We start from the raw sequence: 25,173 nt of genomic DNA on the forward strand, positions 1-25,173 counted from the left end.
GCCGCGCGAATCAGGAAGGAAAAAGGGCGACCGGCCCGTGGCCGGTCGCCCTTTGCTCTCTCTTGGGGTTGGAGTTATCAGTTCAGTTGCTGGATGCCTGCGACCTGCCAGCCCTGGTTGCCCTCGACCGGCTTGGTGAGGTGCCAGATCTCATTGAAGTCGACCGGGGCCGCGCCGGCTTCCTCGCGGATCAGGCCGTTGAAGCGGACCGCCACGCGGTAACGGCGGTTTTCCTCGACGCATTCGACGACATCGGCGTTGAGTTCCATCACTTCGGTCTGCTGCGGTGTGGTGCCGCGTTCGCGGATCTGCATCTGCAGTTCGCCGAACACTTCCGGCGTCACGAATTCGCGCAGGTCGTCGAGGTTGCCGGCGTCGTTTGCGGCTTGCAGACGGATGAAGTTCACCTTGGCCTGGCGCGCAAAACCTTCCGCGTCGAAGCCGGCAGGCAGTGCGCTGGCGGCGGCCGGAGCGGCTGCAGGTGCGGCGCTGCCGTAGGCGGGCAGGGGTTGCGACTGCGTCGGGATGCTGCCGCCACCGGCGCCCATGCCGGCATACTGCATTGCGGGTTCCTGCGCGCGCTTGCGCGTCAGCATGCGGAAGACGACCACGGCGGCGAGCACGAGAAGGCCGATCATCATCATGTTGGCGAATTCTTCGCCCATGCCGAGGTGCGAGGCGAGGGCGGCGAGGCCGAGGCCGGCGGCCAGGCCGGCGATGGGGCCGAGCCAGGAGTTCTTGCGCGGCGCCTGCGCGGGCGCCGCCGCGGCCGGCGGGGTGGCCGTGCGGGCGGTGGCGGTGGACGACGACGCCGTGCTGCTCTGCGTGCCGAACGACTTGCCGCCGCCGAGACGCTTGGCTTCGGCATCGTTCGCCGTCAGGCCGACGCTCAGCACGAGCGCGCAGACGGTGAGCAGGATTCGGGTGAGTTTCATAAGGGTTGAGCCTCCTCTGGATGTTTGAATTCCATGTCCCGCAGGCTCCCGGCAGGGAGCTGGCGGTCCGCCGCACCGGTTGGTGCGCAAGACCGTTGGAGGATACGGATACTTGAACTTCCGATGAAGATGAATTTAAAGTACGTTAACTCAGAAAAAATGGAAGTTAACATGCAACCGCTCAACTACCGTCACCTGTACTACTTCTGGGTCGTCGCGAAGGAAGGCGGCATCGCGCGGGCCGCGGAGCGGCTCGAAATGGCGGTGCAGACCGTGAGCACGCAGGTCCGGGAGCTCGAGCGCTCGCTCGGATATTCGCTGTTCCGGTCGCTGGGGCGCGGCATCGAGCTGACCGAAGCCGGCGCGACGGCCGTGCGCTACGCCGAGCAGATCTTCCAGCTGGGCGAGGCCCTGCCGGCGGCGGTACAGGAGGCGGCGGAAGCGCAGGGCGTGCGTCTCGCGGTGGGAATCTCCGACGCCTTGCCGAAGCCGGCGGTGCGCCATCTGCTGCAGCCCGCCGTCGAGACGCCCAACCTGCGCCTGCAGTGCCAGGAGGGCGATTTCGACGATCTGCTCGCCGATCTGGCCTTGCACCGGCTCGACGTGGTGCTCGCGGACCGGCCGGCGCCGGCGAATCCGAACCTGCGGGTGTTCAGCCACCGCATGGGCAAATCGTCGATCGCGTGGTACGTGCGGGCCGACATCGCGCAGACGGTCGAACAGCGTTTCCCCGCCTGCCTCGCGGACCTGCCGCTGCTGTTGCCGACGGCCGATTCGGCGGTGCGCAGCCGGCTCGACGACTGGCTCGCGCGTCATGGCATTCGCCCGCGCGTGGTCGGCGAGTTCGAGGACAGCGCGCTGCTGGCGACCTTCGGCGAAAGCGGCCTCGGGGCCTTTCCGGCGCCCGAGCTGTCGTCGGAGGAGTTCACGCGCTCGCGCGGGCTTGCGCTGCTGGGGCGCTGCCCGGACGTGGTCGAGCATTTCTATGCGATCTCGGCGCAGCGCAAGGTGGACCATCCGGTGATCCGCCGCCTGCTTGCCGGGGCCGAGAATGCGTCCGCGTGAAGGGGCGCATCGCGGGGCGGGCGGCGACGCGCAGGCTTGTGCCATTATCTGGATGGGCTAAAGCGGGTTCGGGCGGAGGGGAGTGGCGGCGATGAACGGCTGGGGGCGTTACTGGATCGAAGTGCTCAAGCGGAGCGTGCGCTTGTGGCTGGACGCGCAGGTGTTCGTGCATGCGGCGGCGCTGGCGTTCTTCACGGTGTTTTCGGTGGCGCCGGTCGTGATCGTCGTGGTGACGGTCGTCGGCCTGGTGCTCGGGGAATCTGCGGCACAGGGCGAGATGGCGCAGCAGTTGGAGGCGGCGATCGGCGCGCAGGCGGCCCAGGCGGTGCAGACGGCGGTCGCGGCGAGCCGCATCAAGCAGAGCGGCATCCTGCCGACGCTCGCGGGCTTCGGGGCGATGCTGTTCGGTGCGGCGACGGTGTTCGGGCAGATGCAGACGGCGCTGAACTCGATCTGGTCGGTGGCGCCGCGGCCGACGCGCAGCAGCATCGTGATCTATCTGAAGAACCGCCTGCTGTCGATGACGATCGTGCTCGCGATCGGCTTCGTGCTGCTGGTGTCGCTGCTCCTGAGCGTTGCGGTGCGGGCGGTGGTCGAGTTCGCGCGCGACTGGGTGCCGATTCCGCCGCCCTTGCTGATCGGGCTCGACTGGGGTGTTTCGCTGACTGTTGCGACGCTGCTGTTCGCGACGATCTTCCGCGTGTTGCCGGACGTGCTGCTGCGCTGGCGCGATGTGTGGCTGGGGGCGCTGGTCACCGCGCTGCTGTTCGCGGTGGGGCGCAGCCTCATCGCGCTGTACCTGTCGACGACGGCCACCGCGTCGACGTATGGGGCGGCCGGCTCCCTGGTGCTCCTGCTGATGTGGGTGAACTACTCGTCGCTGATCCTGCTGCTGGGCGCGGCGTTTACCCGCGCCAACGTCGAGGCGCGCGGGCAGGTCATCCAGCCGCGGGTCACGGCCGTGCGCGTGCATCGCGAGCTGATGCAGGACGACTGAATCGGGAACAAACTTCGCAGGGATCAATTCCCTTGCCGATGGGCCGCGCTACTATCGCCAGATGCCCACAGTCCGCCCATCCGTTCCGGATCTCCATGGCCGCCTCGCCGGCCTCGTCGCGACGCTCGAGCGTGGCCTGGTCGAGCGTTCCCATGTCGTGCGCCTTGCGCTGCTCGCGGCGCTCGCGGGCGAACACACGCTGCTGATCGGGCCGCCGGGCACCGCGAAGAGCGAGCTCGCGCGCCGGCTGCATCTCGCCTTTCGCGACGCGCGCTACTTCGAGCGGCTGCTGACGCGCTTCTCGGTGCCCGAGGAGCTGTTCGGGCCGCTGTCGATCCAGGCGCTCGAGCAGGATCGCTACGAGCGCCATACCGCGGGTTTCCTGCCGGACGCGTCGATCGCCTTCATCGACGAGGTGTTCAAGGCCAACAGCGCGATCCTCAACGCGCTGCTGACGCTGCTCAACGAGCGCGAGTTCGACAACGGCGCGGGGCGGCAGCGCTGTCCGCTGATCAGCGCGATCGGCGCGACCAACGAGGTGCCGGAGGACGAGATCGCGGAAGCCTTCTTCGACCGCTTCCTGCTGCGGGTGACGGTCGCGCCGGTAAGCGCGGAAGGTTTCGCCGCATTGCTGGGCGCCGATCCGGTGCGGGGCTGGCAGGCGCCGGAGGATGCGGCGACGCTCGGTGCCGCCGATCTCGACGCGCTCGGTGCCGCGGCGGCACGGGTGGCGCTGCCGGCGGAGGTGACGGCGATGTTCGCCGAGCTGCGCGCGCACCTTGGCGCCGCGGAAGTGTATGTGTCGGACCGCCGCTGGGTGAAGGCGGCGCGCCTGCTGCGCATCGCCGCGGCGAGCGAGGGGCGGGGGGCCGTGTCGCTGTGGGATCTGCTGCTGCTGCCGTGGTGCACGGCGCCGGATGCGCCGCGCCAGGCCGCGCTCGGCGACTGGCTGTGTACGCGGCTCGGGGTGCGCGAGGCCTTCGCGCCGCCGCGCGTCACGCGCATCGTCGAGGCCTTCGAGGCGCAGCTGCAGGCCGAGCGCAACGCGAACGACCTGGACTACGACGAGAGCGGCCGCCTGCGTTTCTCGGCGACGGATCTTGCCGACGAGATCGGCGACGCCAAGCGCGGGGCGCAGGCACTGCGCCTGACGCACACGCGGCAGCGCCGCTACGGTTCGGCGCATATCGGTGCTCGTACGCGGCAGATCGACGAGCTGGTCGCGCGCCTCGATGGCTACGCGGCAGAGCTCGACGCGCGGCGCCGCGACCTGGCCGAGTACCACGCCCGCAGCCTGTGGCTGGATGCGGCGCTCGCGGCGCGTGCAGAGGAGAGTCTCGCCGGGACGGCACGGGTGATCGCGGACCTGCGCGAACGGATCTGCGAAGCGCGCGCCGGCTTCGAGGCGCTGCCGCGCCTGCCGGCGGGCGAGGGCGGCGAGGTCCCGGCGCCCGTCCGGCACGAGCCGCTTTCCGCCGCCTGAGCGCGCATGAACGCCGTCGCCGGTCCCGCGCCGCTGCTCTTCGAATCGCAGGAAAGCCGGCTCGCGGCGCTGGACGGACTGATGCGCGGCTTGTGGCTGGGCGGACTCACGAACGCGCAGGGCAGCGTGGAGGCGCGCCTCGCGGCCCTGGCTGAGCTGCGTGCGGCGCTCGTTGCCGGCGAACTGCCGCCGGCCGAGGCGTGGCGCTGGCCTCCGCCCGCGATCGCACGCGGTCTGGCCGAGGCGATGCAGTCGCTCGAGCTCACGCGCTACTGCCGGGAGGAGGGCGAGCTGGCGGACACGGTGCTGATGAGCCTCCTCTTCCATGTCGATTTCATCGTCGATTACCTCGACCGCGGCGCGGACGAGGCGCGGGCGGTCGCGATGGCCGTGGACGCCTTCGCTGCCGACTGGCAGGACCGTTGCGGCGACATGGACGAGCTGGCCGACGTCTTCGGCATGCTTCCCGACGAAGCCAAGAGCACGCGCTTCGACCGCATCCGCGGCTTGCTGCGCAGCGAGGGTTGGCAGGAGGTGGTGCGCATCCGCCGCTTGCTCGAGCGCCTGCCGGAGCTTGCGGATCTCATCCGTCGTCTCGGGCGGGCGTCGGAGACGGACGAGCCGGATGCGGCCGGGCGCGTCACCGAGCTGGCGATCGAGGAGGCGACCGCCCATCGCGCGGAACGCAGCACGGTGCGCGTGCCCGACATGCCGGGCGAGACGCGCGGGATCCACCGCGCCGATCGCGTCGCACGTATGTTGCCGGCCGAGGCGATGCTGCTCGGCCACCCCCGTCTGCGCCTGGTGTGGCATGCGCGACGCGCCGAGCGCACGCTGCTGTGCTACGAGGACGACGACCGCATGCAGGAGATCCGCCGCCACGAAGAGGCGGTGCAGCGTCCGACGCCGCGCCCGCAGCCGGCAAAGCGCCTGGAGATGGGGCCGATGCTGCTGTGCGTCGACACCTCGGGGTCGATGCGCGGGGGCGCCGAGGCGGTGGCGAAGGCGGCGGTGCTGGAGGCGGTGCGCACGGCGCACGCGCAGAAACGGGCGTGCCACGTGTTCACGTTCGGCGGGCCGGGCGAGATCGTCGACATGAGCCTGCCGGTCGACGCGGACGGCATCGGGCGGCTGGCGCGTTTCCTCGGCCAGGCGTTTCGCGGCGGCACCGACGTGTGCGGGCCGATCGAGGCGGCGCTCGCGAAGCTCGAGGAGGCGCGCTGGCGCGAGGCGGACCTCGTGATCGTGTCCGACGGCGAGTTCGGTGCGACGCCCGACGTTGCCGCACGCCTGCGGACGATGCGCAACGAGCGCGGGCTGCGCGTGCAGGGCGTGCTGGTGGGTGACCGCGAGACGATCGGTTTCCTCGAAGTCGCCGACGACATCTTCTGGGTGCGCGACTGGCGCCGCTACGGCGGCGTCGACACCGAGTCGCCGCTCGAATCGAACAGCCTCACAGCCCGGTTCTTCCCCGGTGCGCTGCGCACGCAGGCGAACCGCGATTCCACGACTTCCGGGGCGAAGGCTTCCGCCGCAGTGCGCGCGGGCCGGCACCGGGGCGACCTCGAGAATTCCCCGGAGACTTCCGCATGAATTTTGCCGAAACCTACCTCGCACAACTCGAACGCTTCGCCGCGCGCGGGCCCCTGCCGCGGGTGCGTGCGCTGCATCTGCCACCAGCCGGGGACGCGCCCTTGCCCGGTGATCGTGGCGAATTCTGTGCGCTGGAACTCGATGACGGCTCGCTGGGGCTGTCGTACGTGCTGCTCGACGACACGCTGGAACGCATGCGCGAAGGGGAGGGCGGCTTTGCGCTCGCGGGCGCCGATGCGCTCGACCTCGCGCGGGCCTACGCGAAGGGCAGCGGCATCCGGCGTACGCTCGGCTTCGCCGCCGCGAATGCGCTGACGCGCTGCTTTTTCGACCGCGCCGGCTACCGGCCGGATACCAGCGCCGATTCGATCGGCGGACTGGACCCGCAGCCGGGCGAGCGCATCGGCATGATCGGGCTGTTCACGCCCCTCCTCGGCCGCATCCTGAAGTCCGGCGCCGAGCTCACGGTCGTCGAGCTCAAGGCGGAACTCGCGGGTGACCGGGACGGCTACCGCGTGACGCTCGACCCGGCGGAGCTGACGGGTTGTGGCAAGGTGCTGTCGACCAGCACGCTGCTGCTCAACGACACCCTCGACCACATGCTGGGCTTCTGCCGCGACGCGCGCTGGTTCGCGATGATCGGACCGAGCGCGGGTTGCCTGCCGGATGCCTTGTTCGCCCGTGGGGTGACGCTCGTGGGCGGGACCTGGGTGCATGAGCCGGAGGGCTTCGTCGATGCGCTGCGCAGCGGGCGCGAGCGCGGCGACTACGCGCGCAAGTGTGCCATCGCGGCGGACGCGTATCCGGGCTTCGAGGCGCTGCTCGCGAGGATCTAGGTCGCTTCGGCAGGCGTCGGGCGGGTGCCGGCCTCCGACATCAGCTCCGCGATCAGGCCCCGCAGCCAGCGATTGCCCGGGTCGTGGTGGAAGCGCGCGTGCCAGTGCTGCTTGATCGTGTACTCGGGTAGCGGGAAGGGGACGGGCAGGACGCTGAAGTCGCCGCGTCCGCGCAGCAGTTCGCCCAGCCGGCGCGGCACGACCATCAGCAGGTCGGTGTGCTCGACGACGAAGGCGGCGCCGAGGAAGTTGGGGATGTCGAGCACGATGCGGCGCTTGATGTCCTGGCGGGCGATCTCCTGCTCGATGACGTGGTGGCCGGTGCCGCTGGTGCCGAACACCGCATGGTCTTCGGCCTGGAACTGTTCCAGCGTCAATCCGCCGTGGATGCGGGGGTGGTCGGCGCTGGCGAGACACACGTAGTGCTGGCGGAACAGCGCCTGCTGGTAGAAGCCGGCCTCCAGGCCCGGAATGAAGCCGACCGCGAGATCGGCTTCGCCCGACTCGAGCTTGCGTCCGGTGTCGTCGTCCAGCGGGGCGATCTCGATGCGGATGCCCGGCGCCGTCGCGCGCAGCGTGCCCCACAGGCGCGGCAGCAGCACGAGATGGGTGATGTCCGTCATGCACACGCGGAAGCTCCGCTCCGATGCGGCCGGGTCGAAGGTGCTGCGATGGCCGAGGGCGGCGTCGAGGGCGTCGAGCGCCTTGCGGATCGGCTGCACCAGCTCGTCGGCGAGCGGGGTGGGTTCCATGCCTTTCGACGTGCGCACGAACAGGGGATCCGCGAAGTGCTCGCGCAGTTTGCCGAGCGCGATGCTGACGGCGGGCTGGCCGAGTTCCAGCAGGTCGGCGGCACGGCTCACGCTGCGGGTCCTGTGGATGGCGTCGAAGACTTGCAGCAAGCGAAGGTCGGGGGGGCTCATCGCGCGATCAATATTCGAAATTCGAATTCACATTATTTCACGCATTGCCTCGACGGAATATTTATCGATCGATAAATTGCGCTCCATCACAACGAATCGCTGCCCGCCTTGATCTGGCGCAAAGGTTTTTCACCTGAACGGCAGCGATATCCCGATGGAGGAGTCAGGAATGCAGGAACTTGGTCGTCTCGATGATCTGCCGCTCGCCTACCGCGAGTCCCTTGGTGCGCAGAACCTGGTGCCGCTGTGGCCCAGCCTGCGCGCGGTGCTGCCCCCGGGCACGCCTTCCCGCCGCACCAAGCCCGTGATGTGGTCCTACGAGGCGCTGCGCCCGCTGCTGATGCAGGCCGGCGAGCTGACCCCGATCGAGAAGGCGGAGCGCCGCGTGCTGGTGCTCGCGAACCCCGGTCACGGCCTCGAGAAGATGCAGGCGAGCGCGGCGATGTACCTCGGCATGCAGCTGCTGCTGCCGGGCGAGTGGGCGCCGTCGCACAAGCATACCCCGAACGCCGTGCGCATGATCGTGGAAGGCGAGGGCGCCTATACGACCGTCGATGGCGAGAAGTGCCCGATGAGCCGCGGCGACCTGATCCTGACGCCGACCGGGCTGTGGCACGAGCACGGCCACGACGGCAAGGACCCGGTGGTGTGGCTCGACGTGCTGGATCTGCCGCTCGTCTATTACACGGAAACCTCCTACGCCGTCGAAGGCAAGGAGCAGGCGGTGATCGGCACGTGCCTGGAGCGCAGCTACGCCCGCGGCGTCGTGCCCTCGCCGGTGTTCTCGCGTGGCAGCTCGCGCCAGTACCCGATGCTGCGCTACCCCTGGGCCGACGCCCGCGCCGCGCTGCTGAGCCTGGCGGAAACCCAGCCCGCCATCGAGGCCGTGCAGGTCGCCTACGTAAATCCCGAGAACGGCGGCGACTGCCAGAACATCCTCGGCTTCTCGGCGCTGATGCTGCGCCCGGGCGAGACGCTGAACCTGCCCGCGCGTTCGCCGGCAATGGTGTTCCACCTGATCGAGGGCGGTGCCGAAGTGGCGGTCGAGGACCAGTCCTTCACGCTGTCGCCGGCCGACACCTGCTGCGCCCCCGGCTACACCCCCGTGACGCTGAAGAACCGCTCGGCGAGCGAGCCGGCCTTCATCTTCGTCGCCGACGAGAGCCCGCTGCACAAGAAGCTCGGCGTGTACGAAGTGCGTGCCTGATCGCCGAATCATAACGACCCACAGAGAACCGACATGTCCGAAGCCCAATACCTGTTCCCGCCGTCGCCGGTGTATTCGCTGCCGGTGCGCGGCATCGAGTCCCGCTATCCGGTCAAGCGCATCTTCTGCGTCGGCCGCAACTACCACGCCCACGCCGTCGAGATGGGCCGCCCGGTCGACAAGGCCACCGCTCAGCCCTTCTACTTCACGAAGGCTGCCTCGACGCTGGTCCAGTCCGGCGCCACCGTGCCGTACCCGACCGGCACCTCGAACTACCACTACGAGATGGAGCTGGTGGTCGCGATCGGCGCGCCGGGCTTCCGCGTCGCCGAGGCCGATGCCGAAAAGCTGGTCTACGGCTACGCTGCGGGCCTCGACATGACGCGCCGCGACCTGCAGCTGGTGGCGCGCGAGCAGGGCCGTCCGTGGGATCTGGGCAAGGACTTCGAACTGTCGGCGGTGTGCACCGAGATCGTGCCGATCGGCGATCTGGGCGTGCTGACGACGGGCGCGATCAACCTGCAGGTCAATGGCGAGACGCGCCAGACCGCCGACCTGTCGCAGCTGATCTGGAGCATCCCCGAGCTGATCGCCGACCTGTCGAAGTTCTATCACCTCGAGCCGGGCGACCTGATCTTCACCGGCACGCCGGAAGGTGTCGGCGCGGTGAAGAGCGGTGACCGCATCACCGGCCACGTCGATCGCGTCGGCGACATCGAACTGACGATCGGCGCAGCCGAATGACATCCTTCGGCGGAGCCGGCAGGCTCCGCCGCCCCTGAACGACCTGGAGGAGACACACATGACCGAGCAACTTCCCGTAATCGTCGCCGGCGGCGGCATCGGCGGCCTCGCAGCCGCACTCGCGCTGGTGCGCCAGGGCTTCCGCGTGCTGGTGCTGGAGCAGGCCGCCGAGATCGGCGAGATCGGCGCCGGCATCCAGCTGGGCCCCAACGCCTTCCACGCCTTCGACGCGCTGGGCGTCGGCGAGAAGGCCCGCGGCCGTGCGGTGTATACCGACGAGATGGTGATGCACGACGCGCTCGACGAGACCCTCGTCGGCCGCATCCCGACCGGCGAAGCTTTCCGCAAGCGTTTCGGCAACCCCTACGCGGTGATCCACCGTGTGGACGTGCACCTGTCGCTGCTCGAAGGCGCGCAGGAAACGGGCCGTGTCGAATTCAAGACCTCGACCCGCGTCGAGCGCATCGAGCAGGACGCGACCGGCGTCATCGTGCATGACCAGAACGGCAACGCCTTCCGCGGCGTCGCGCTGATCGGTGCCGACGGCGTGAAGTCGGTCGTGCGCACGCAGTACGTCAATGACGCGGCGCGTGTCACCGGCCACGTCGTGTACCGCGCCGTGATCGACAAGAAGGACTTCCCCGAGAACCTGCAGTGGAACGCCGCGAGCATCTGGGTCGGCCCCAACTGCCACCTCGTGCATTACCCGCTGCGCGGCGGCGAGCAGTACAACATCGTCGTGACCTTCCACAGCCGCGACAAGGAAGAGTGGGGCGTCACCGAAGGCAGCCGCGAGGAAGTGCAGAGCTACTTCCAGGGCATCTGCCCGAAGGCGCGCCAACTGATCGAGCTGCCGAAGAGCTGGAAGCGCTGGGCGACCGCCGACCGCGAGCCGATCGGCCAGTGGTCCTTCGGCCGCGCGACGCTCTTGGGCGACGCCGCGCACCCGACGACGCAGTACATGGCGCAGGGCGCGTGCATGGCGCTGGAAGACGCCGTGACCCTGGGCGAGGCGCTGCGCGTCAATGGCAACGACTTCGAGAAGGCTTTCGACCTGTACCAGCGTTCGCGCATCGCCCGCACCGCGCGCATCGTGCTGTCGTCGCGCGAGATGGGCCGCATCTACCACGCCAAGGGCGTCGAGCGCCTGGTGCGCAACGACCTGTGGAAGGGCCGCACGCCGGAGCGCTTCTACGACGCGATGGAGTGGCTGTACGGCTGGAACGTCGACAACTGCCTCGCGAAGGACTGAGCGCGATGAAGCTCTACAACTTCTTCCGCAGCGGCACCTCGCATCGTCTCAGGATCGCGCTGAACCTGAAGGGCATCGCGTACGAGTACGTGGCGGTGGACCTGCGCACCGAGGAGCACCTCGGTGCTGCCTTCAAGGCGGTGAATCCGCAGGCGCTGGTGCCGGCGCTGATGACCGGGCCAACTGAGGGCGACCTGACCCTGATCCAGTCGCCGGCGATCATCGAGTGGTTGGAGGAGCGTCATCCGGCGCCCGCGCTGTTGCCCGCGAACGCCGCCGACCGCGCCCGCGTGCGCGCGCTCGCGGCCATCGTCGGCTGCGACATCCACCCGATCAACAACCGCCGCATCCTTGAATACCTGAGGAAGACGCTGGGCTGCGACGAGGCGGCGGTGCAGGCGTGGTGCGCGACGTGGATCACGGCCGGTTTCGACGCGCTCGAAGCGCTACTCGCGGCCGACAAGTCGCGCGGTTCGTTCTGCTTCGGCAACGCGCCGACGCTCGCCGACGTGTACCTGATCCCGCAGGTCGAGAGCGCGCGCCGCTTCAACGTCGATCTGACGCCGTATCCGAACATCGTCGCGATCGACCGCGCCTGCAACGAGCTCGACGCCTTCCGCCGCGCGGCGCCTGCCGTGCAGCCGGACGCGCCGAAAGCGTAATCACAAGATCCAGAAGAAGTCGGGGGCGAAATGCCCTCGACACCCCCTAAGAGAGATGAGGAGATCAAACATGGCATTCAGGAAATCCGTCGTTGCGATCGTTGCTGCCCTGGCCGCTATCCCGGCGCTCGCCGCCGAGCCGCTCAAGGTCGGCATGGTGCTGCCGATGTCCGGCCCCTTCGCCGCCTACGGCAAGCAGATCGAGAACGGTGCGCGCCTGTACCTGAAGCAGAACAATGACACGCTGGCGGGCCGCAAGGTCGAGCTGATCATCAAGGACGACACGGGCGTCGCGCCCGAGATCAGCAAGCGCGCGGCGCAGGAGCTGGTCGTCAAGGACAAGGTCGACATCCTCGCCGGCTTCGGCCTCACGCCGTCCGCCTTCGCCGCCGCGCCGGTGTCGAAGGAAGCGAAGAAGCCGATGATCGTGATGAACGCCGCCGCCTCCGCGGTGACGACGAAGTCCGATTACATCCTGCGCGTGTCCCACACGCTGCCGCAGATCACCGCGCCGGTGGCCGAGTGGGCGGCGAAGAACAAGATCCGCAAGGTGTATACGCTGGTCGCGGACTACGGTCCGGGCCAGGATGCCGAGGCGCAGTTCAAGAAGACCTTCACCGCCGCCGGCGGCGAGATCGTGGGCGAAGTGCGCACGCCGGTGAAGAACCCCGACTTCGCGCCCTTCCTGCAGAAGATCAAGGACGTGAAGCCCGACGCGGTCTTCCTCTTCGTGCCGCCAGGCGAGCAGACGGTGGCCTTCATGAAGGGTTTTGCGGAGCGCGACCTCGCGAAGGCCGGCATCCGCGTGATCGCGACCGGCGACCTGACCGAGGAGGACATCCTCGACGCGGTCGGCGACAACGCGCTGGGCATCGTCAATTCGCTGCAGTACTCCGAGGTGCATGACTCGCCGGAGAACAAGGCCTACGTGCAGGCCTACTACAAGGCCTATCCGAAGGACCGCCCGAACTACATGTCGGTGAGCGGCTACGACGGCATGCAGCTGATCGCGAAGACGCTGGAGAAGACCGGCGGCGACGCGAGCGGCGACAAGTTCGTCGCGGCGGCCAAGGGCATGAGCTGGGTCAGCCCGCGCGGCAAGATCGCCATCGACGCGCAGACGCGCGACATCGTGCAGACGATCTACATCCGCAAGGTCGAGAAGGTCGCCGGCAAGCTGCAGAACGTCGAATTCGACAAGATCGCGGACCTGCGCGATCCGGGCAAGCAGTAAGTACCCGGCGGGGGAGGGCGCGACGCCTTCCCCCGCGGCTCGAATTCCACGGAAACACCGCAACAGGAGACTCCCATGACCGTCATTTTCGACGGCATCGCCTCGGGGATGTTGCTGTTCCTGATCAGCGTCGGCCTCTCGGTCACGCTCGGTCTGATGAACTTCGTCAACCTCGCCCATGGTGCCTTCGCGATGCTGGGCGGCTACGTCTGCGTGACGCTGCTCAACCGCGCCGGCGTGCCTTTCCTCGCCTCGCTGCCCGTCGCCGCGCTGGCGACCGCGCTCGCCGGCGTCGTGCTCGAGCGCACGCTGTACCGCCGCCTGTACGCCGCCACCCACCTCGACCAGGTGCTGTTCTCGATCGGCCTGGTGTTCATGTCGATCGCCGGCGCGCACTACTTCTTCGGCGCGCAGCAGCAGCCGATGGTGCTGCCGGAGTTCCTGCAGGGGCAGTTCAACCTGCCGGGGCTCGACATCGGCATCTACCGCCTGTTCCTCGTCGTGCTGAGCCTCGCCATCGCATACGGCCTCAACCGCCTCGTGCGCGGCACGCGCTTCGGCGCGCAGCTGCGCGCGGCGGTCGACAACCCGCGCGCCGCGCGCGGCGTCGGCATCAACGTCGAACGGATCTTCACGCTGACCTTCGCGCTCGGTACCGCGCTCGCGGGCCTGGGCGGTGCGCTCGGCGTCGAGATGCTGGGCTTGGATCCGAGCTTCCCGGTCAAGTACATCGTGTACTTCCTGATCGTCGTCGCGGTCGGCGGCAGCGGCAACATCATGGGCTCGCTCGTCGCGTCGCTGATCCTCGGTGTCGTCGACGTCGCCGGCAAGTACTACGTGCCGCAGATCGGCGCCTTCGTGATCTACGCGGTCATGGTCGTGATGCTGATCGTCCGCCCGCAAGGCCTGTTCGGCCGCCGCGCCGCCCGCTAAGGAGACTTCCATGCAAGCCACCCTCGCCCTGGACCTCGCGCCCATCGCGCGCGCGGACCGCTGGCGGCCGGCCGAACTCGCGTTCTGGCTGATCCCCGTTGCGGCCTACTTCATCTTCCCCGAAAACCTCGTGCTGCTGACGCAGATCGCGATCACCGCGCTGTTCTGCCTGTCGCTCGACCTGATCCTCGGCTACGCCGGCATCGTCTCGCTCGGCCACGCGGCCTTCTTCGGCCTGGGTGCCTATGCGGCCGGCCTGCTCGCCGCGCACGGCTATGGCGACCCGCTGATCGGGCTCGCCGTCGCGGCCGTCGTAACCGCCGTGCTCGGCTACGTCACGAGCTTCCTCGTGCTGCGCGGCGCCGACCTCACCCGGCTGATGGTCACGCTCGGCGTTTCGATGATGTTGTACGAGATCGCCAACAAGCTCACCGACATCACCGGCGGCGTCGACGGCCTGCAGGGCATGGAAGTGTTGCCCGTGCTCGGGCAGTTCGAGTTCGACCTCTACGGCAAGACCGCCTACTGGTACGCCGTCGCGGTGCTCTTCGTGCTGTTCTGGGTCGCCCGCAAGCTCGTGCATAGCCCCTTCGGCCTGAGCCTGAAAGGCATCCGCCTCAACGTCGGGCGCATGCCCGCACTCGGCGCGCCGGTGAACGGCCGCCTGTCGACGGTCTACACGATCGGCGCCGCCTATGCCGGCATCGCAGGCGCCTTGCTCGCGCAGACGACGCAGTTCGTCGCGCTGGACGTGCTCGCCTTCAACCGCTCCGCCGAGCTGCTGCTGATCCTCGTGCTCGGCGGCTCCGGCAGCCTCTACGGCGCGCTGCTCGGCACCATCGTCTTCATGTCGGCGCACCATCTGCTGTCCGACCTCAACCCGCAGTACTGGCAGTTCTGGCTCGGCGCGCTGCTTGTCGTGATCGTGCTGTTCGCGCGCGACGGCGTAATGGGTGGACTGAGGGGCGTCCAGCGTCGCCTCGATGCGGCCTTCGGGAGGACCAAGTAATGACCACCTACGCCCTGCAAACGCGCAATCTCGTCAAGAAATTCGGCGGCTTCGTCGCGACCAACGACGTCAGCCTGAACGTCGAGGCCGGCGCGCGCCACGCGCTGATCGGCCCCAACGGCGCCGGCAAGACGACGCTGATCAACCTGCTCACCGGCTTCCTCGAACCGACGAGCGGCGACGTGATCCTCAACGGCGAGCCGGTCACCCATCTCGCCCAGCACCAGCGCGTCAAACGCGGCCTCGCCCGCACCTTCCAGATCAACCGCCTGTTCGCCGACCTGACGGTGCTCGAATCGGTGACGATGGCGGTGAACGAGCGCATCGGTATCGGCGCGCGCTTCTGGCGCCCGATCGGCGCCTACGCCGAAGCCGTCGACGAAGCGGCGCAGCTCCTCGCGACCCTGCGCCTGCTGGACCTCGCGCACGAGAAGACGCGCAACCTCGCCTACGGCAAGCAGCGCCTGATCGAGATCGCGCTGGCGCTGGCGATGAAGCCGCGCGTGCTGCTGCTCGACGAGCCGGCCGCCGGCGTGCCGACCTCCGAGAGCCGCGAGCTCTTCGAAACGATCGCCGCTCTGCCGCGCGACGTGACGATCCTGCTCATCGAGCACGACATGGACCTCGTCTTCCGCTTCGCCGACCAGATCTCGGTACTCGTGAGCGGCGCGCTCCTCACCGGCGGCACGCCCGACGAGATCGCCGTCAATCCGAAGGTCAAGGAAGTCTATCTGGGGGAGGCGATCAGTGTCTGAACTCCTGAAACTCGAAAACGTGCGCGCCGGCTACGGCGACGCCGTCGTGCTGGAGGACATCTCCTTCAGCCTCGGCGAAGGCGACAGCCTCGCGCTGCTGGGCCGCAACGGCATGGGCAAGACCACGCTGCTGTCGACGCTGATGGGCGCCGCACGCCAGCATTCCGGCTCGCTGCGCTTCGCCGGCGAAGACCTCGCGATCGTCCCCGCCCACGCCCGCGCGCACCGCGGCCTCGGCTGGGTGCCGCAGGAACGCGACATCTTCCCGTCGCTCACCGTCGAGGAAAACCTCACCGTCGTCGCCACGCCCGGCCACTGGAACCTGCAGCGCGTCTACGACATGTTCCCGCGCCTGAAGGAACGGCGCACGAACATGGGCAACGAGCTCTCCGGCGGCGAGCAGCAGATGCTCGCGATGGGCCGCGCGCTGATGCTCAACCCGAAGCTGCTGCTGCTCGACGAGCCGCTCGAAGGCCTCGCGCCGCTGATCGTGCAGGAGCTGCTGTCGATCATCCGGCGCCTCACCGAGGAAGGCGGCATGGCCGTGATCCTCGTCGAGCAGCACGCCCGCCAGATCCTGCCGCTCACGCGCCAGGCCCTCGTGCTCGAACGCGGCCGCGCCGTCTATTGCGGCGACAGCGAAACCCTGCGCGCCGACCGCGACCTCCTCGACAGCTGGCTCGGCGTCGCCGCGCACTGACCCCAAGGACGCACACCATGAAAGCCCTGGACATCATCCACGACGAACACCGCGCCCTCGGCGCCGTGCTGCAGGCCTTCGGCTTCGTGCTCGACGGCATCCGCGACGGCCGCTTCGAGCCCGACTTCGCGCTGCTGGCGGCGATGATCGAGTACATCACGCAGGTGCCGGACAAGCTGCACCACCCCAAGGAGGACGACTACCTCTTCGTCAAGATGCGCGAGCGTATTCCCGCAGCGGCGGCGCTGCTGGACCAGCTCGAAGCCGAACACGCCGAAGGCGCGCGCCGCACCGCCGCCTTGCGTGGGGCGCTCGTGCACTACCAAGGCATCGGCCCCGCCGTGTTCGCCGAGTTCGAGGCGGCCGCGCGCACCTATCTCGCGGCCTCCTGGAGCCACGTCAATCGCGAGGAGACCGAACTCCTGCCGCTCGCGCGCACGGGGCTTGCGGCGCAGGACTGGGCCGAGATCGATGCCGCTTTCGAAGCGAACAAGAGCCCGTGGTCCGGTCCTGCGGGGGAATTCCGGGCGCTGTTCTCGCGCATCGTGAACATGGTCCCATCCCCCATGGGGGTCGGCGCCTCCGCCTCCGCGAAAGGCTGACGAATCGGGGCGCGTCCTGCGCCCCGCCTCCCTTTACCGGCATCTCCGCTCCCGGAGCGTGCTTTCCACCTCGCAGCGATCCATTCAGTCTCCGTTCATGAAACCGGGCGTAACTTGAGCGCCGGATACAGAAGACAGGAGAGGGTCCCATGCGCGCGCAATATCTTGCGGTCGTGACCGCGGCAATCGTTCTTGTTCCCGCTGCGGTATCGGCGACGTCCGCCGGCCGCACCGACATCCCCGCGACCGTATCCGCAGTCGAGGCCGAGGCCGCCCGCCGATGGCGTCCGACCGAGGAGGTGCGAGGGGGCATCGACGAGATCCGCACCGCCATTTCGACCAGTGTCGACGCCGGGCCGGCGCGACCGCTGGACGCCGTGCGCCTTGCCGAACTGGGCCGCACGATCGATGCGCAGATTTCGCAGCTGCTCGCCTGCTGTACCAAGGACGAGACGTCCGTGCGGCACCTGAACATGCTGCTGGCCGAAATGTCCGACGGTACCCAGCTGATGCGCCGTGCCGGCAGCGTCGACGCACGCCGGATGGGGCTCCTGAAGGTGCTCCAGGCGCTCAACCTGTACGGCACGTTGTTCGACCATCCCGGTTGGCGCGCCCTGGACGAACGTATCGAGGTTTCAGCGCGGTAATGCATCCTGCCGTGCCTGTGCGGAGCGGCGTACGCGTCGCCCCCTTTTTCCCGGCGAGACACGCCAATCAACCACGAATGAGGATCGGATAAATGAAGGGAATTTCCGCAAAGGGAATGCTTGTCGCCTGTGCCATCGCGGCCGCGACGGGATTCGGGGGCGTGTCTCAGGCGCTCGCCGCAGGGGGACATGACCACGGATCGAATGCTCCGGCGCTGAAGCTCAATGCGGGCGGCAAATGGCAGACGGATGCGCCGCTGCGCGAGGGCATGGTCAAGATCCGCGCGAACGTCGAGCCCAAACTCGATGCGATCCACGCCGGACGGCTCACCGCGACGCAGTACGAGGCGATGGGCAAGGCGGTCGAGGAGCAACTCGCCTACATCGTCGGCAACTGCAAGCTCGCGCCCGAGGCCGATGCGGTCCTCCACGGGGTGATCGCGGAGATGTCGGACGGCGCGGAGGTTGTCGGCGGCAAGAAGGCGGTCGATGACCGCAGCAAGGGCGTCGTGCATATCGTCAATGCCCTCAACAACTACGGCCAGTACTTCGACCATCCCGGCTGGAAGCCCGTGAAGGCCGGTCACTGATTCTCGCGGCGCCGCCCGGTTGGCGCCATCAGGAAACAAGCCGGTCGCATTGCCCTGATCGGGACGATTGCGTCGGCCCGACGCCTTGATAGCGCCGCCGACGTGTGTAGACTTGGGGGCCTCGACTTTCAGGGCACCTCGATGAGCAATACGACTTCCGGCCAGGGGCCGGGCCACTGGGCCGGACGGGGCGGCGACAAGCCGATCCGCTTCGGCTTCCTTCTCGTTCCCGACTTCACGCTGATCGGTTTCGGTGCGGCGGTGGACCCGCTGCGCCTGGCGAACATGGTCGCCAAGCGCAAACTCTACGAGTTTGTGACCTTGACGAAGGACGGTGAGCCCGTGCGTTCGAGCGCGGGCATCTGCGTGCAGCCCGACCGCGCGGCGACCGACGTGGCCGACCTCGACGGTGTCTTCGTCGTCGGTCCCAATCCGCTGCCGAGCGCTAGCGCCGAGCCCATCCTGCGTTGGCTGCGCGCGCTCGCGAGCCGGGGTGTCGCGTTGGGCGGCATCGATACGGGCAGCTACTTCCTCGCTTGCGCGGGGCTGCTCGATGGCTACCGCAGCACGATCCACTGGGAAGACATGGACGCGCTGCTCGACCGCTTTCCGCGCCTGGTCGTGTCGAACAAGATCTACGAGGTCGACCGCAACCGTTGCTCGTGCAGCGGCGGGATCGCGCCGGTGGAGATGATGATCCACCTGATCGGTCTCGGCGGCGGCGGGCGCAAGGTGGCGACGGCGGTGGCCGAATTGCTGATCTACGACCGCCGCGGCCCCGACGAGAAGCAGAAGACCTCGCTGCGCGACGTCTCCAATGCCTCGCACCCGAAGTTGGTGGAGGCGATCAAGCTGATGGAGTGCAACATCGAGGAACCGCTCTCGATGGAAGAACTCGCCGCGCACATGCAGTTCTCCGCGCGCCAGCTCGAACGCCTGTTCCGCGAGGCGCTCAACTGCACGCCGCGCCAGTACTACCTGCAGATCCGCCTCGAACGTGCGCGCCAGCTCCTCACGCGCACCAACCGTCCGATCGCCGACATCGTGATGGCCTGCGGCTTCGTGTCCTTCGCGCACTTCTCGCACCGCTACAACGCCGGTTTCGGCATCTCGCCGAGCGCGGAGCGGCGGCGGCAGACGGCAGCGGAGGCCCGGACCGGCGCGTCGGACTGATCCCGCCGTTTCGCCCCCAGTTCCTGACCACTACGCGTCTGCGACCGGATTGCGCAGGGGCGCCCAGCCGGCGCCCCTTGCGTCGGTTTCACGAAAATCCTTGTCGTGCGTCGGATATTGACACGCCGCGGTCGCACCTACGATGGCATCAAATACGGACCTGCTTGCGAAGACCCGTGCGCGGTGGCGTACGGTGTGCTGACAGGCCCGCCGCATGACCGGAGCGACAAGAGACTTTCGGCATGCCCGGTTCGCGCCCTGGGGCCCGACCGCATAACAAATACAAGACAGCAGCACTACAAAGGAGGCAGCAACATGGGGTACGGCACTGCGTGCGTCCCGCATGGCAAGCGGGAATACGGGTTCGCGGACACGGTGTCTACGTGGTCCCGACCCGGGGGCAATACGGATTCCCGGGTGTTCGACGGCCTGGCGGCCGCGTTGCTCCGGCTCATCGGCCGGCCCGGCATCAACACCTTCATCGCTGCCATCTCCCTGACCTGCATCTTTAACGCGACCTTCGATGGGCCCGCCGATGGCGAGCTCCCGACCTGGCCGCTGGTCGCCGGCATCCTTGTCACCGCGGTGCTGCAGGGCACCGTGGTGTGCATCGGACACAGCGCGATCGAGTAACTCAAACAACCCGGCGGCCCGTCCCGCGGGCGGCGACGTCGCGTCCTCAACTGAAACGGAGACGATTGAATGAAAAGTGTGCACATTTCCGAACTCGCGTGGCCGGAATACGATGCGCTGGTCCGCGACGGCCGGACTCCGGTGCTGATTCCGGTCGGTGCCCTCGAGCAGCATGGCCCGCACATGTCGATGAACCCGGACGTGCTGCTCCCGACTGCGATTTCCGAGCGCGTTGCTGACCGCATCGGTGCGCTCGTCGCCCCGCCCATCGCCTACGGCTACAAATCGCAGCAGAAGAGTGGCGGCGGAAACCACATGCCGGGGACCACGAGTCTGGATGGCCTGACCGTAACCTCGACGATCCGCGACGTCCTGAAGGAACTTGCCCGTCATGGCGTGCGGCGGACGGTGCTCGTCAATGGCCATTACGAGAATTCGGCATTCATCGTCGAAGGGGTCGATCTGGCCCAACGCGAATTGCGCTGGGACGGCATCCGCGATTTCTCTACCGTGGTTCTCTCGTATTGGGATTTCGTCACGCAGGAGGCGATCGACGCCATCTACCAGGGCGAGTTTCCGGGCTGGGCGGTCGAACACGGCGGCGTGCTGGAAACCTCGCTGATGCTCCATCTGCATCCGCACCTGGTCGATATGGAGAAGGTCTGCGATCACGCGTCGGCTCAGTTTCCCCCGTACGACTTCTTCCCGATCAAGCCGGAATGGACACCGGCATCCGGTTGCCTGTCGTCGGCGAAACGCGCGAGCGCGCAGCATGGCGAGACGCTGCTGAAAGTTTGCGTCGACGGCATCAGCCGCGAACTGGCGCGCGCGTTCGACTGAATGCCGGCAACCGTTTCGTATCAGGGAGGTTCCGACCGAAGTTCATAGTTGTCAGGAATGCCGCGGGGCGTCGTCCAGACTTGCCCCGCGAGTTATAAGAATTATTGGAGACATGCAAAATGAGTAACCATGGAAGCGACGCCGCTGACCTTGAAGAGATGCTGCAACCGATTCCCGAGCATCGGCGAACCACATCCGTTTGGGGGCAGTTCTGGATCTGGTCGGGGGCAAACGTTGCGCCCATCAACTGGATTCTGGGCGCACTCGGGATAAACCTCGGACTCTCGCTCGCGGACACGATTACCGTCCTGGTGGCCGGCAACCTGCTTGGAATGCTCGGCTTTGGGGCCTTCGTGCTGCTTGGGCAACGAACCGGCGTCACCGGCATGGTGCTTTCGCGTGCTGCCTTCGGTCGCTATGGGGCCTACCTGCCGGCTGCCATCCAGGCGTTGCTCGCCGTCGGCTGGTCGGCGGTGAATACCTGGATCATCCTTGATCTGGTGATGGCACTCTTCGGCCAGCTTGGCTGGGTGGATCCGACCGCGGAAAATTTCTGGTGGCGCCTGTCGACGGCAGCGACCATCATGACCACCCAGGTCGTCATTTGCTACATCGGGTATCGGGCCATTGCTGCCTTCGAAAAATGGACCGTGCCGCCTACGGTGCTGGTGCTGGTGGCGATGAGCGTCGTTGCCTGGACCCAGTTCGATATCAACTGGGCTTACGCAGGCCCCGAAGGCAAGGTGTTGACCGGCATGCCGCGCCTCGCCGCGATGAGTGCCGTGATGACCGCGATCGGCATCGGCTGGGGGATCGGCTGGTTCACGTATGCACCGGACTATTCGCGCTTTGTGTCGACCACGGTGTGCAAGACGCGCCTTTATCTTGCCAGCACGCTCGGTCAATTCATCCCCGTGGTGTGGCTGGGCGTGCTGGGCGCGACCCTGGCAACGAAGAATGGAACCGCGGATCCCGGCGCACTGATCGTCTCCAATTTCGGGGTGCTCGCGATCCCTGTGCTGGCGCTCGTCATTCACGGCCCGATTGCCACCAACATCATCAACCTTTATACATTCGGCGTGGCGGCTCAGGCCATGGATATCAAGATCTCCAGGCACAAGCTGTCGATCATGGTCGGCGTCTTCGCAATGTTGGCGGTCATGCTCTTCATGAAGCAGGACAACTTCGCCCACGCGCTTGATTCGTGGCTGATTTCCATCGTGGCATGGGTTGCCGCCTGGGGTGGCATCATGGGGGTGCATTGCTTCGTGTTCGAACGCAATACCAAAAATTTCGACTTCCTCTTCGAGGGGCCGGAATCCCGGCACATGCAAAAATTCAATCCGGCGGCGATGGTGGCATTCTTTGGTGGTCTGGGATGCACCTACCTGTTCATGTACGGAATCATTCCACTGTTTCAAGGCCCCTTTGCCGTGGCAATGGGCGGGGTCGATCTTTCCTGGCTCGCCGGCGGCGCAAGCTCTGCAGTTCTCTACTATGTGCTGGGCCGTCGGTACGCGCTGCGCTATTCACAAGTAGCAAGGGAAGCATTGGAAGAGGTACCACTGGCCAGGGTACAGCTGGCAAGGGGACGAGCCTGAGTTGCAACACCTTTGCCGCCGCGGCGATGAACGTATCGAAGCACGCCTGAGCGCGAAGGACTGAGATCGTGGGCCGGTGGGCGTTCGCGGAGCAGCGAGCGACATCGGGCCCATAACCCGAAGGAGATTCGCGCCCGCAATACGCTGGCGAACGGAATCGGCCCTGGGCGCGTCTTCAAGGACGCGGTCAGGGCCGATTTTCTTTTACGCCGCATTCGTCGCGGCGAATTGCAATTGCAATAAAGCTCTGCATTTCGGCACGGAATTCCCTTATTTGCGCGTTTTCGACATTTCCTTCGATGTCGGCAGCACGACAAGGCTTGTCGATATCAGGAAATGCGCCCGCGCGGCACGTTTCCATACTTGCCTCCACCTGATTCCGGAAAACACAGCAAGAAATTCAAGCGGAGCAGGCGGGGGCGCCACACGCGCCTGGCAATTCTCGTCGAAGAGGAGGGGACCTGCGCAGATCGATTTGCGTGTCGGGCAACAAGAAAATATCCGGATGGCCATTCGAGAGCTGCAAAGAGCAGTCACGCCCCGGTAAGCAAAACAATGAAATTCAGACCAAAGGAAAAAGCAGATGAAGAGCAAGGTGATTGGACGGAGATCCGGCGCTGCCCTGATTGCCGGGTGCTGTGTGGCTTTTGGGATGGCCACGGGAAAGAGTGCCTTCGCGGCAGAGAGCTGGCAGAACACGAACGTGACGGTCGGCTATACGACCGAGTCCAAGTTCGATCCGGTTTTCGGCACCGGCACGGCCGACGGGAAATTGACGACCGTGCGTCTCGAGCATTTCGGCGTCCATGAGTATGGCGACAATTATTTCTTTGCCGACACCTACTACGGCAAGGACGTTGGCGACTTCAATGGATTCGGTGCGGGCTCGTTCGGCGAGCAGACCAAGAATCAGTATTTCCTGGTCTGGAATCCGCGGCTGAGCCTCTCCAAGATCACCGGCGCGGATCTCTCGTTCGGATTCATTCAGGACGTCTATCTCGCCGCGCGCCTCGAACGGGGCTCGTATGCGAACTTCCGCGCAAACAATTTCGGCGTCGCATTCGATTTGAAAGTGCCCGGTTTCAGCTTCTTCGAAACCGATTTCTACACGCGCGGCGCGCGCTTCACCGGCGACGAAGGGAAGACCATCCGCACCCTGTTCTGGCGCACGTTCGCGATGCTGCCCTTCGAGGTCGCGGGGCTGAAATTCACCTGGTCGCCGCTGCTGCTGGTGAATTTCAACAACAAGGAGCGCGACAACACGGTCTTCGTCCAGCCCGACCTGTGGCTGAAACTCAACAAGCATTTCGACGTCGGCTACCGCCACGAGTACGCCACCTACAGCAAGACCGCGGGCGAGGGCGGCGGCACGTACTCGCGCACGACCCCGACGCTGCTGGTGCGCTGGAACTTCTGACTTTCCCACGATCGCGATCGGTTTGCGGGCGCCTCTGACAGGGTGTCCGCGGCCGGTTGCGGGTGTGTTCCCGGTGTTTCGTCGGCAAGGCAAGAGAGCTGCCCGAGCAGCCGCGGCCTGCCGATCCGTTCGTACCAAAGGAGATCGAAATGAAACAGGAAGACAAGTCCCTGCAGTCGCCGTTCCGCCGCCGCTTTCTCCAGAGCAGCACTGCCCTGGCTGCGGGCAGTGCGCTGCCGCTGTCGCTGACGGCCGCCAGCAGCTGGGCGCAGTCGTCGGGCGGCCAGCCGCGCACGCTGACGATGCTGGCGTGGTACGGCCATGCCGAACCGGACATCGTTGCCGAGTTCGAGGCGAAGTACAACGTCAAGGTGAAGCCGAAGTACTACACCGGCGGCGACAACATGCTGGCGCTGATCTCGCAGTCGCCGGCCGGCACCTACGACCTGATCCTGTCCGACGCGGAATACGTGCCGCAGCTGCGCAAGGCCGGCTACCTCGAACGCCTTGAAGCGAAGGACTACCCGTTCGACGACTATTTCCCCGAGTTCCAGAAATTCCCGGGGCATTGGGACGGCAACGACCTCTACGCGGTGATGGTCCGCTTCGGCTTCCTCGGCGTCGCCTACAACACCGAGGCCGTACCCGAGAGCAAGGCGCGCTCGTTCAAGGTGTACTGGGATCCGGCGTACAAGGGCAAGGTCGGGCACTTCGACTGGTATCTGCCGAACATGGGGGAGATCAGCCTCTACGCCGGCCACAAGGCGCCGTACAAGTTGGAAAAGGAGCAGTTCGGCAAGCTCCAGAGCGTCATGAAGTCGCTGCGCCCGCAGGTCGCGGGCTTCTTCGACTATGGCGGCACCTTCAGCGGCCTGAAGAACGGGCAATTGCAACTGGTGTGCGGCATCGGCGACTGGATCACCGGCACGCTGGCGCGCTCGGGCGCCAAGGTGAGCTCGGTCGTGCCCGACGAGGGCGGCCTGCAATGGACCGAGTCGCTGTCGATCGGCAAGGGCACGCGCAACCGTGATCTCGCCAACGCCTTCATCCAGTACATCACCTCGGCGCAGGGCCAGGTGAAGTCCGCGAAGATGGCCGCCTATCCGGCACTCATCCCGAACCGCAAGGGCTGGGAGCTGCTGGGGCAGAGCGACGCGGCCGAGGCGCGCAGGCAGGGCATGGTGCTGCAAGGACACAACGTGATGGACGACATCCGCTCCGGGAAGATCACGTTCCGCCAGCTGCCCGTGCAGCAAAGCATCGAGGACTGGAACGACTTCTGGTCCGAGTACAAGGAAAAGGCCTGAGCCTTCCCGCCACGCCGGGCGGGCCGCGGTCCGCC

The 25,173-nt window shown here is 66.9% G+C and carries 26 protein-coding genes; 23 read left to right on the forward strand and 3 right to left on the reverse strand.

The window, feature by feature from the left end; genetic code table 11:
* Nucleotides 1–77 precede the first annotated feature (77 nt).
* A complete protein-coding gene (locus GPA22_RS04040; RefSeq protein WP_169254822.1) occupies nt 78–935 on the reverse strand; it encodes a Tim44 domain-containing protein in 858 nt (285 codons plus the stop codon).
* 171 nt (nt 936–1,106) lie between these two features.
* Here GPA22_RS04040 and nhaR point away from each other — a divergent pair, with 171 nt between their 5' ends.
* The 5 genes from nhaR to GPA22_RS04065 all read left to right on the forward strand — a co-directional run bounded on the left by nhaR (nt 1,107) and on the right by GPA22_RS04065 (nt 6,909).
* The gene (gene nhaR, locus GPA22_RS04045) at nt 1,107–2,000 is read left to right on the forward strand and encodes a transcriptional activator NhaR (RefSeq protein WP_169254823.1); all 894 of its coding nucleotides are present in this window, start codon (nt 1,107–1,109) and stop codon (nt 1,998–2,000) included.
* A 91-nt stretch (nt 2,001–2,091) separates the two neighbouring features.
* Nucleotides 2,092–2,997 (forward strand): YihY/virulence factor BrkB family protein, encoded by a 906-nt coding sequence (locus tag GPA22_RS04050; protein ID WP_169254824.1) that lies wholly within the window; start codon nt 2,092–2,094, stop codon nt 2,995–2,997.
* Nucleotides 2,998–3,058: 61 nt separating this feature from the next.
* Nucleotides 3,059–4,480 carry an AAA family ATPase gene (locus tag GPA22_RS04055; RefSeq protein ID WP_169254825.1) on the forward strand — a complete coding sequence of 474 codons (1,422 nt, stop codon included), beginning with the start codon at nt 3,059–3,061 and terminating at the stop codon, nt 4,478–4,480.
* Between the two features lie 6 nt (nt 4,481–4,486).
* Nucleotides 4,487–6,073 (forward strand): VWA domain-containing protein, encoded by a 1,587-nt coding sequence (locus GPA22_RS04060; protein ID WP_169254826.1) that lies wholly within the window; start codon nt 4,487–4,489, stop codon nt 6,071–6,073.
* Nucleotides 6,070–6,909, forward strand: coding sequence for a Rossmann-like domain-containing protein (locus GPA22_RS04065; RefSeq protein WP_169254827.1), 840 nt, complete (start codon nt 6,070–6,072; stop codon nt 6,907–6,909). The genes GPA22_RS04060 and GPA22_RS04065 overlap by 4 nt, the downstream gene beginning before the upstream one ends.
* On the opposite strand, the gene GPA22_RS04070 is transcribed toward GPA22_RS04065, so the two are convergent.
* Nucleotides 6,906–7,832 carry a LysR family transcriptional regulator gene (locus GPA22_RS04070; RefSeq protein WP_169254828.1) on the reverse strand — a complete coding sequence of 309 codons (927 nt, stop codon included), beginning with the start codon at nt 7,830–7,832 and terminating at the stop codon, nt 6,906–6,908. The two genes, GPA22_RS04065 and GPA22_RS04070, sit on opposite strands and share 4 nt — an antisense overlap.
* A 169-nt stretch (nt 7,833–8,001) precedes the next feature.
* On the opposite strand from GPA22_RS04070, the gene GPA22_RS04075 reads away from it, so the two are divergent.
* The 16 genes from GPA22_RS04075 to GPA22_RS04150 all read left to right on the forward strand — a co-directional run bounded on the left by GPA22_RS04075 (nt 8,002) and on the right by GPA22_RS04150 (nt 22,414).
* On the forward strand, nt 8,002–9,039 hold the full coding sequence (locus tag GPA22_RS04075) for a cupin domain-containing protein (protein ID WP_169254829.1): 1,038 nt from the start codon (nt 8,002–8,004) through the stop codon (nt 9,037–9,039).
* Nucleotides 9,040–9,072: 33 nt separating this feature from the next.
* Nucleotides 9,073–9,783, forward strand: a complete 711-nt coding sequence (locus GPA22_RS04080; RefSeq protein ID WP_169254830.1) for a fumarylacetoacetate hydrolase family protein — start codon at nt 9,073–9,075, stop codon at nt 9,781–9,783.
* Nucleotides 9,784–9,841: 58 nt separating this feature from the next.
* On the forward strand, nt 9,842–11,035 hold the full coding sequence (locus tag GPA22_RS04085) for a 3-hydroxybenzoate 6-monooxygenase (RefSeq protein WP_169254831.1): 1,194 nt from the start codon (nt 9,842–9,844) through the stop codon (nt 11,033–11,035).
* 5 nt (nt 11,036–11,040) lie between these two features.
* Nucleotides 11,041–11,697, forward strand: coding sequence for a maleylacetoacetate isomerase (gene maiA / locus GPA22_RS04090; RefSeq protein WP_169254832.1), 657 nt, complete (start codon nt 11,041–11,043; stop codon nt 11,695–11,697).
* Between the two features lie 70 nt (nt 11,698–11,767).
* Entirely contained in the window at nt 11,768–12,931 is a 1,164-nt protein-coding gene (locus tag GPA22_RS04095; RefSeq protein ID WP_169254833.1) for an ABC transporter substrate-binding protein, read from the forward strand.
* A gap of 75 nt (nt 12,932–13,006) precedes the next feature.
* A complete protein-coding gene (locus tag GPA22_RS04100; protein ID WP_169254834.1) occupies nt 13,007–13,864 on the forward strand; it encodes a branched-chain amino acid ABC transporter permease in 858 nt (285 codons plus the stop codon).
* 10 nt (nt 13,865–13,874) lie between these two features.
* On the forward strand, nt 13,875–14,873 hold the full coding sequence (locus GPA22_RS04105; protein ID WP_169254835.1) for a branched-chain amino acid ABC transporter permease: 999 nt from the start codon (nt 13,875–13,877) through the stop codon (nt 14,871–14,873).
* The gene (locus tag GPA22_RS04110; RefSeq protein WP_121428219.1) at nt 14,873–15,628 is read left to right on the forward strand and encodes an ABC transporter ATP-binding protein; all 756 of its coding nucleotides are present in this window, start codon (nt 14,873–14,875) and stop codon (nt 15,626–15,628) included. Before GPA22_RS04105 ends, GPA22_RS04110 begins: the two co-directional genes overlap by 1 nt.
* The gene (locus GPA22_RS04115; RefSeq protein WP_169254836.1) at nt 15,621–16,328 is read left to right on the forward strand and encodes an ATP-binding cassette domain-containing protein; all 708 of its coding nucleotides are present in this window, start codon (nt 15,621–15,623) and stop codon (nt 16,326–16,328) included. The genes GPA22_RS04110 and GPA22_RS04115 overlap by 8 nt, the downstream gene beginning before the upstream one ends.
* Before the next feature lie 17 nt (nt 16,329–16,345).
* On the forward strand, nt 16,346–16,930 hold the full coding sequence (locus GPA22_RS04120; RefSeq protein WP_169254837.1) for a hemerythrin domain-containing protein: 585 nt from the start codon (nt 16,346–16,348) through the stop codon (nt 16,928–16,930).
* A gap of 149 nt (nt 16,931–17,079) precedes the next feature.
* On the forward strand, nt 17,080–17,577 hold the full coding sequence (locus GPA22_RS04125) for a hypothetical protein (protein WP_169254838.1): 498 nt from the start codon (nt 17,080–17,082) through the stop codon (nt 17,575–17,577).
* Nucleotides 17,578–17,669: 92 nt separating this feature from the next.
* Complete coding sequence (locus tag GPA22_RS04130) at nt 17,670–18,167, forward strand: hypothetical protein (protein WP_246264065.1); 498 nt, start codon at nt 17,670–17,672, stop codon at nt 18,165–18,167.
* A gap of 141 nt (nt 18,168–18,308) precedes the next feature.
* On the forward strand, nt 18,309–19,340 hold the full coding sequence (locus tag GPA22_RS04135) for a GlxA family transcriptional regulator (RefSeq protein WP_169254839.1): 1,032 nt from the start codon (nt 18,309–18,311) through the stop codon (nt 19,338–19,340).
* Between the two features lie 417 nt (nt 19,341–19,757).
* Nucleotides 19,758–19,973, forward strand: coding sequence for a hypothetical protein (locus GPA22_RS04140; RefSeq protein ID WP_211168925.1), 216 nt, complete (start codon nt 19,758–19,760; stop codon nt 19,971–19,973).
* 69 nt (nt 19,974–20,042) lie between these two features.
* Nucleotides 20,043–20,813: a creatininase gene (locus GPA22_RS04145; protein ID WP_169254840.1), complete on the forward strand. Its 771-nt coding sequence runs from the start codon at nt 20,043–20,045 to the stop codon at nt 20,811–20,813.
* A gap of 119 nt (nt 20,814–20,932) precedes the next feature.
* On the forward strand, nt 20,933–22,414 hold the full coding sequence (locus GPA22_RS04150) for a purine-cytosine permease family protein (protein ID WP_246264067.1): 1,482 nt from the start codon (nt 20,933–20,935) through the stop codon (nt 22,412–22,414).
* 187 nt (nt 22,415–22,601) lie between these two features.
* Here the strand turns inward: GPA22_RS04150 and GPA22_RS04155 are convergent, their stop codons facing one another.
* Nucleotides 22,602–22,775 carry a hypothetical protein gene (locus GPA22_RS04155; RefSeq protein ID WP_169254841.1) on the reverse strand — a complete coding sequence of 58 codons (174 nt, stop codon included), beginning with the start codon at nt 22,773–22,775 and terminating at the stop codon, nt 22,602–22,604.
* A gap of 291 nt (nt 22,776–23,066) precedes the next feature.
* On the opposite strand from GPA22_RS04155, the gene GPA22_RS04160 reads away from it, so the two are divergent.
* Both GPA22_RS04160 and GPA22_RS04165 read left to right on the forward strand, forming a co-directional pair.
* Nucleotides 23,067–23,831, forward strand: a complete 765-nt coding sequence (locus GPA22_RS04160) for an outer membrane protein OmpK (RefSeq protein ID WP_169254842.1) — start codon at nt 23,067–23,069, stop codon at nt 23,829–23,831.
* 149 nt (nt 23,832–23,980) lie between these two features.
* Nucleotides 23,981–25,138, forward strand: coding sequence for a polyamine ABC transporter substrate-binding protein (locus tag GPA22_RS04165; protein WP_169254843.1), 1,158 nt, complete (start codon nt 23,981–23,983; stop codon nt 25,136–25,138).
* Nucleotides 25,139–25,173 lie beyond the last annotated feature (35 nt).

It is taken from the genome of Aromatoleum toluvorans (assembly GCF_012910905.1).
In the GTDB taxonomy this organism is placed as follows: Bacteria; Pseudomonadota; Gammaproteobacteria; order Burkholderiales; family Rhodocyclaceae; genus Aromatoleum; species Aromatoleum toluvorans.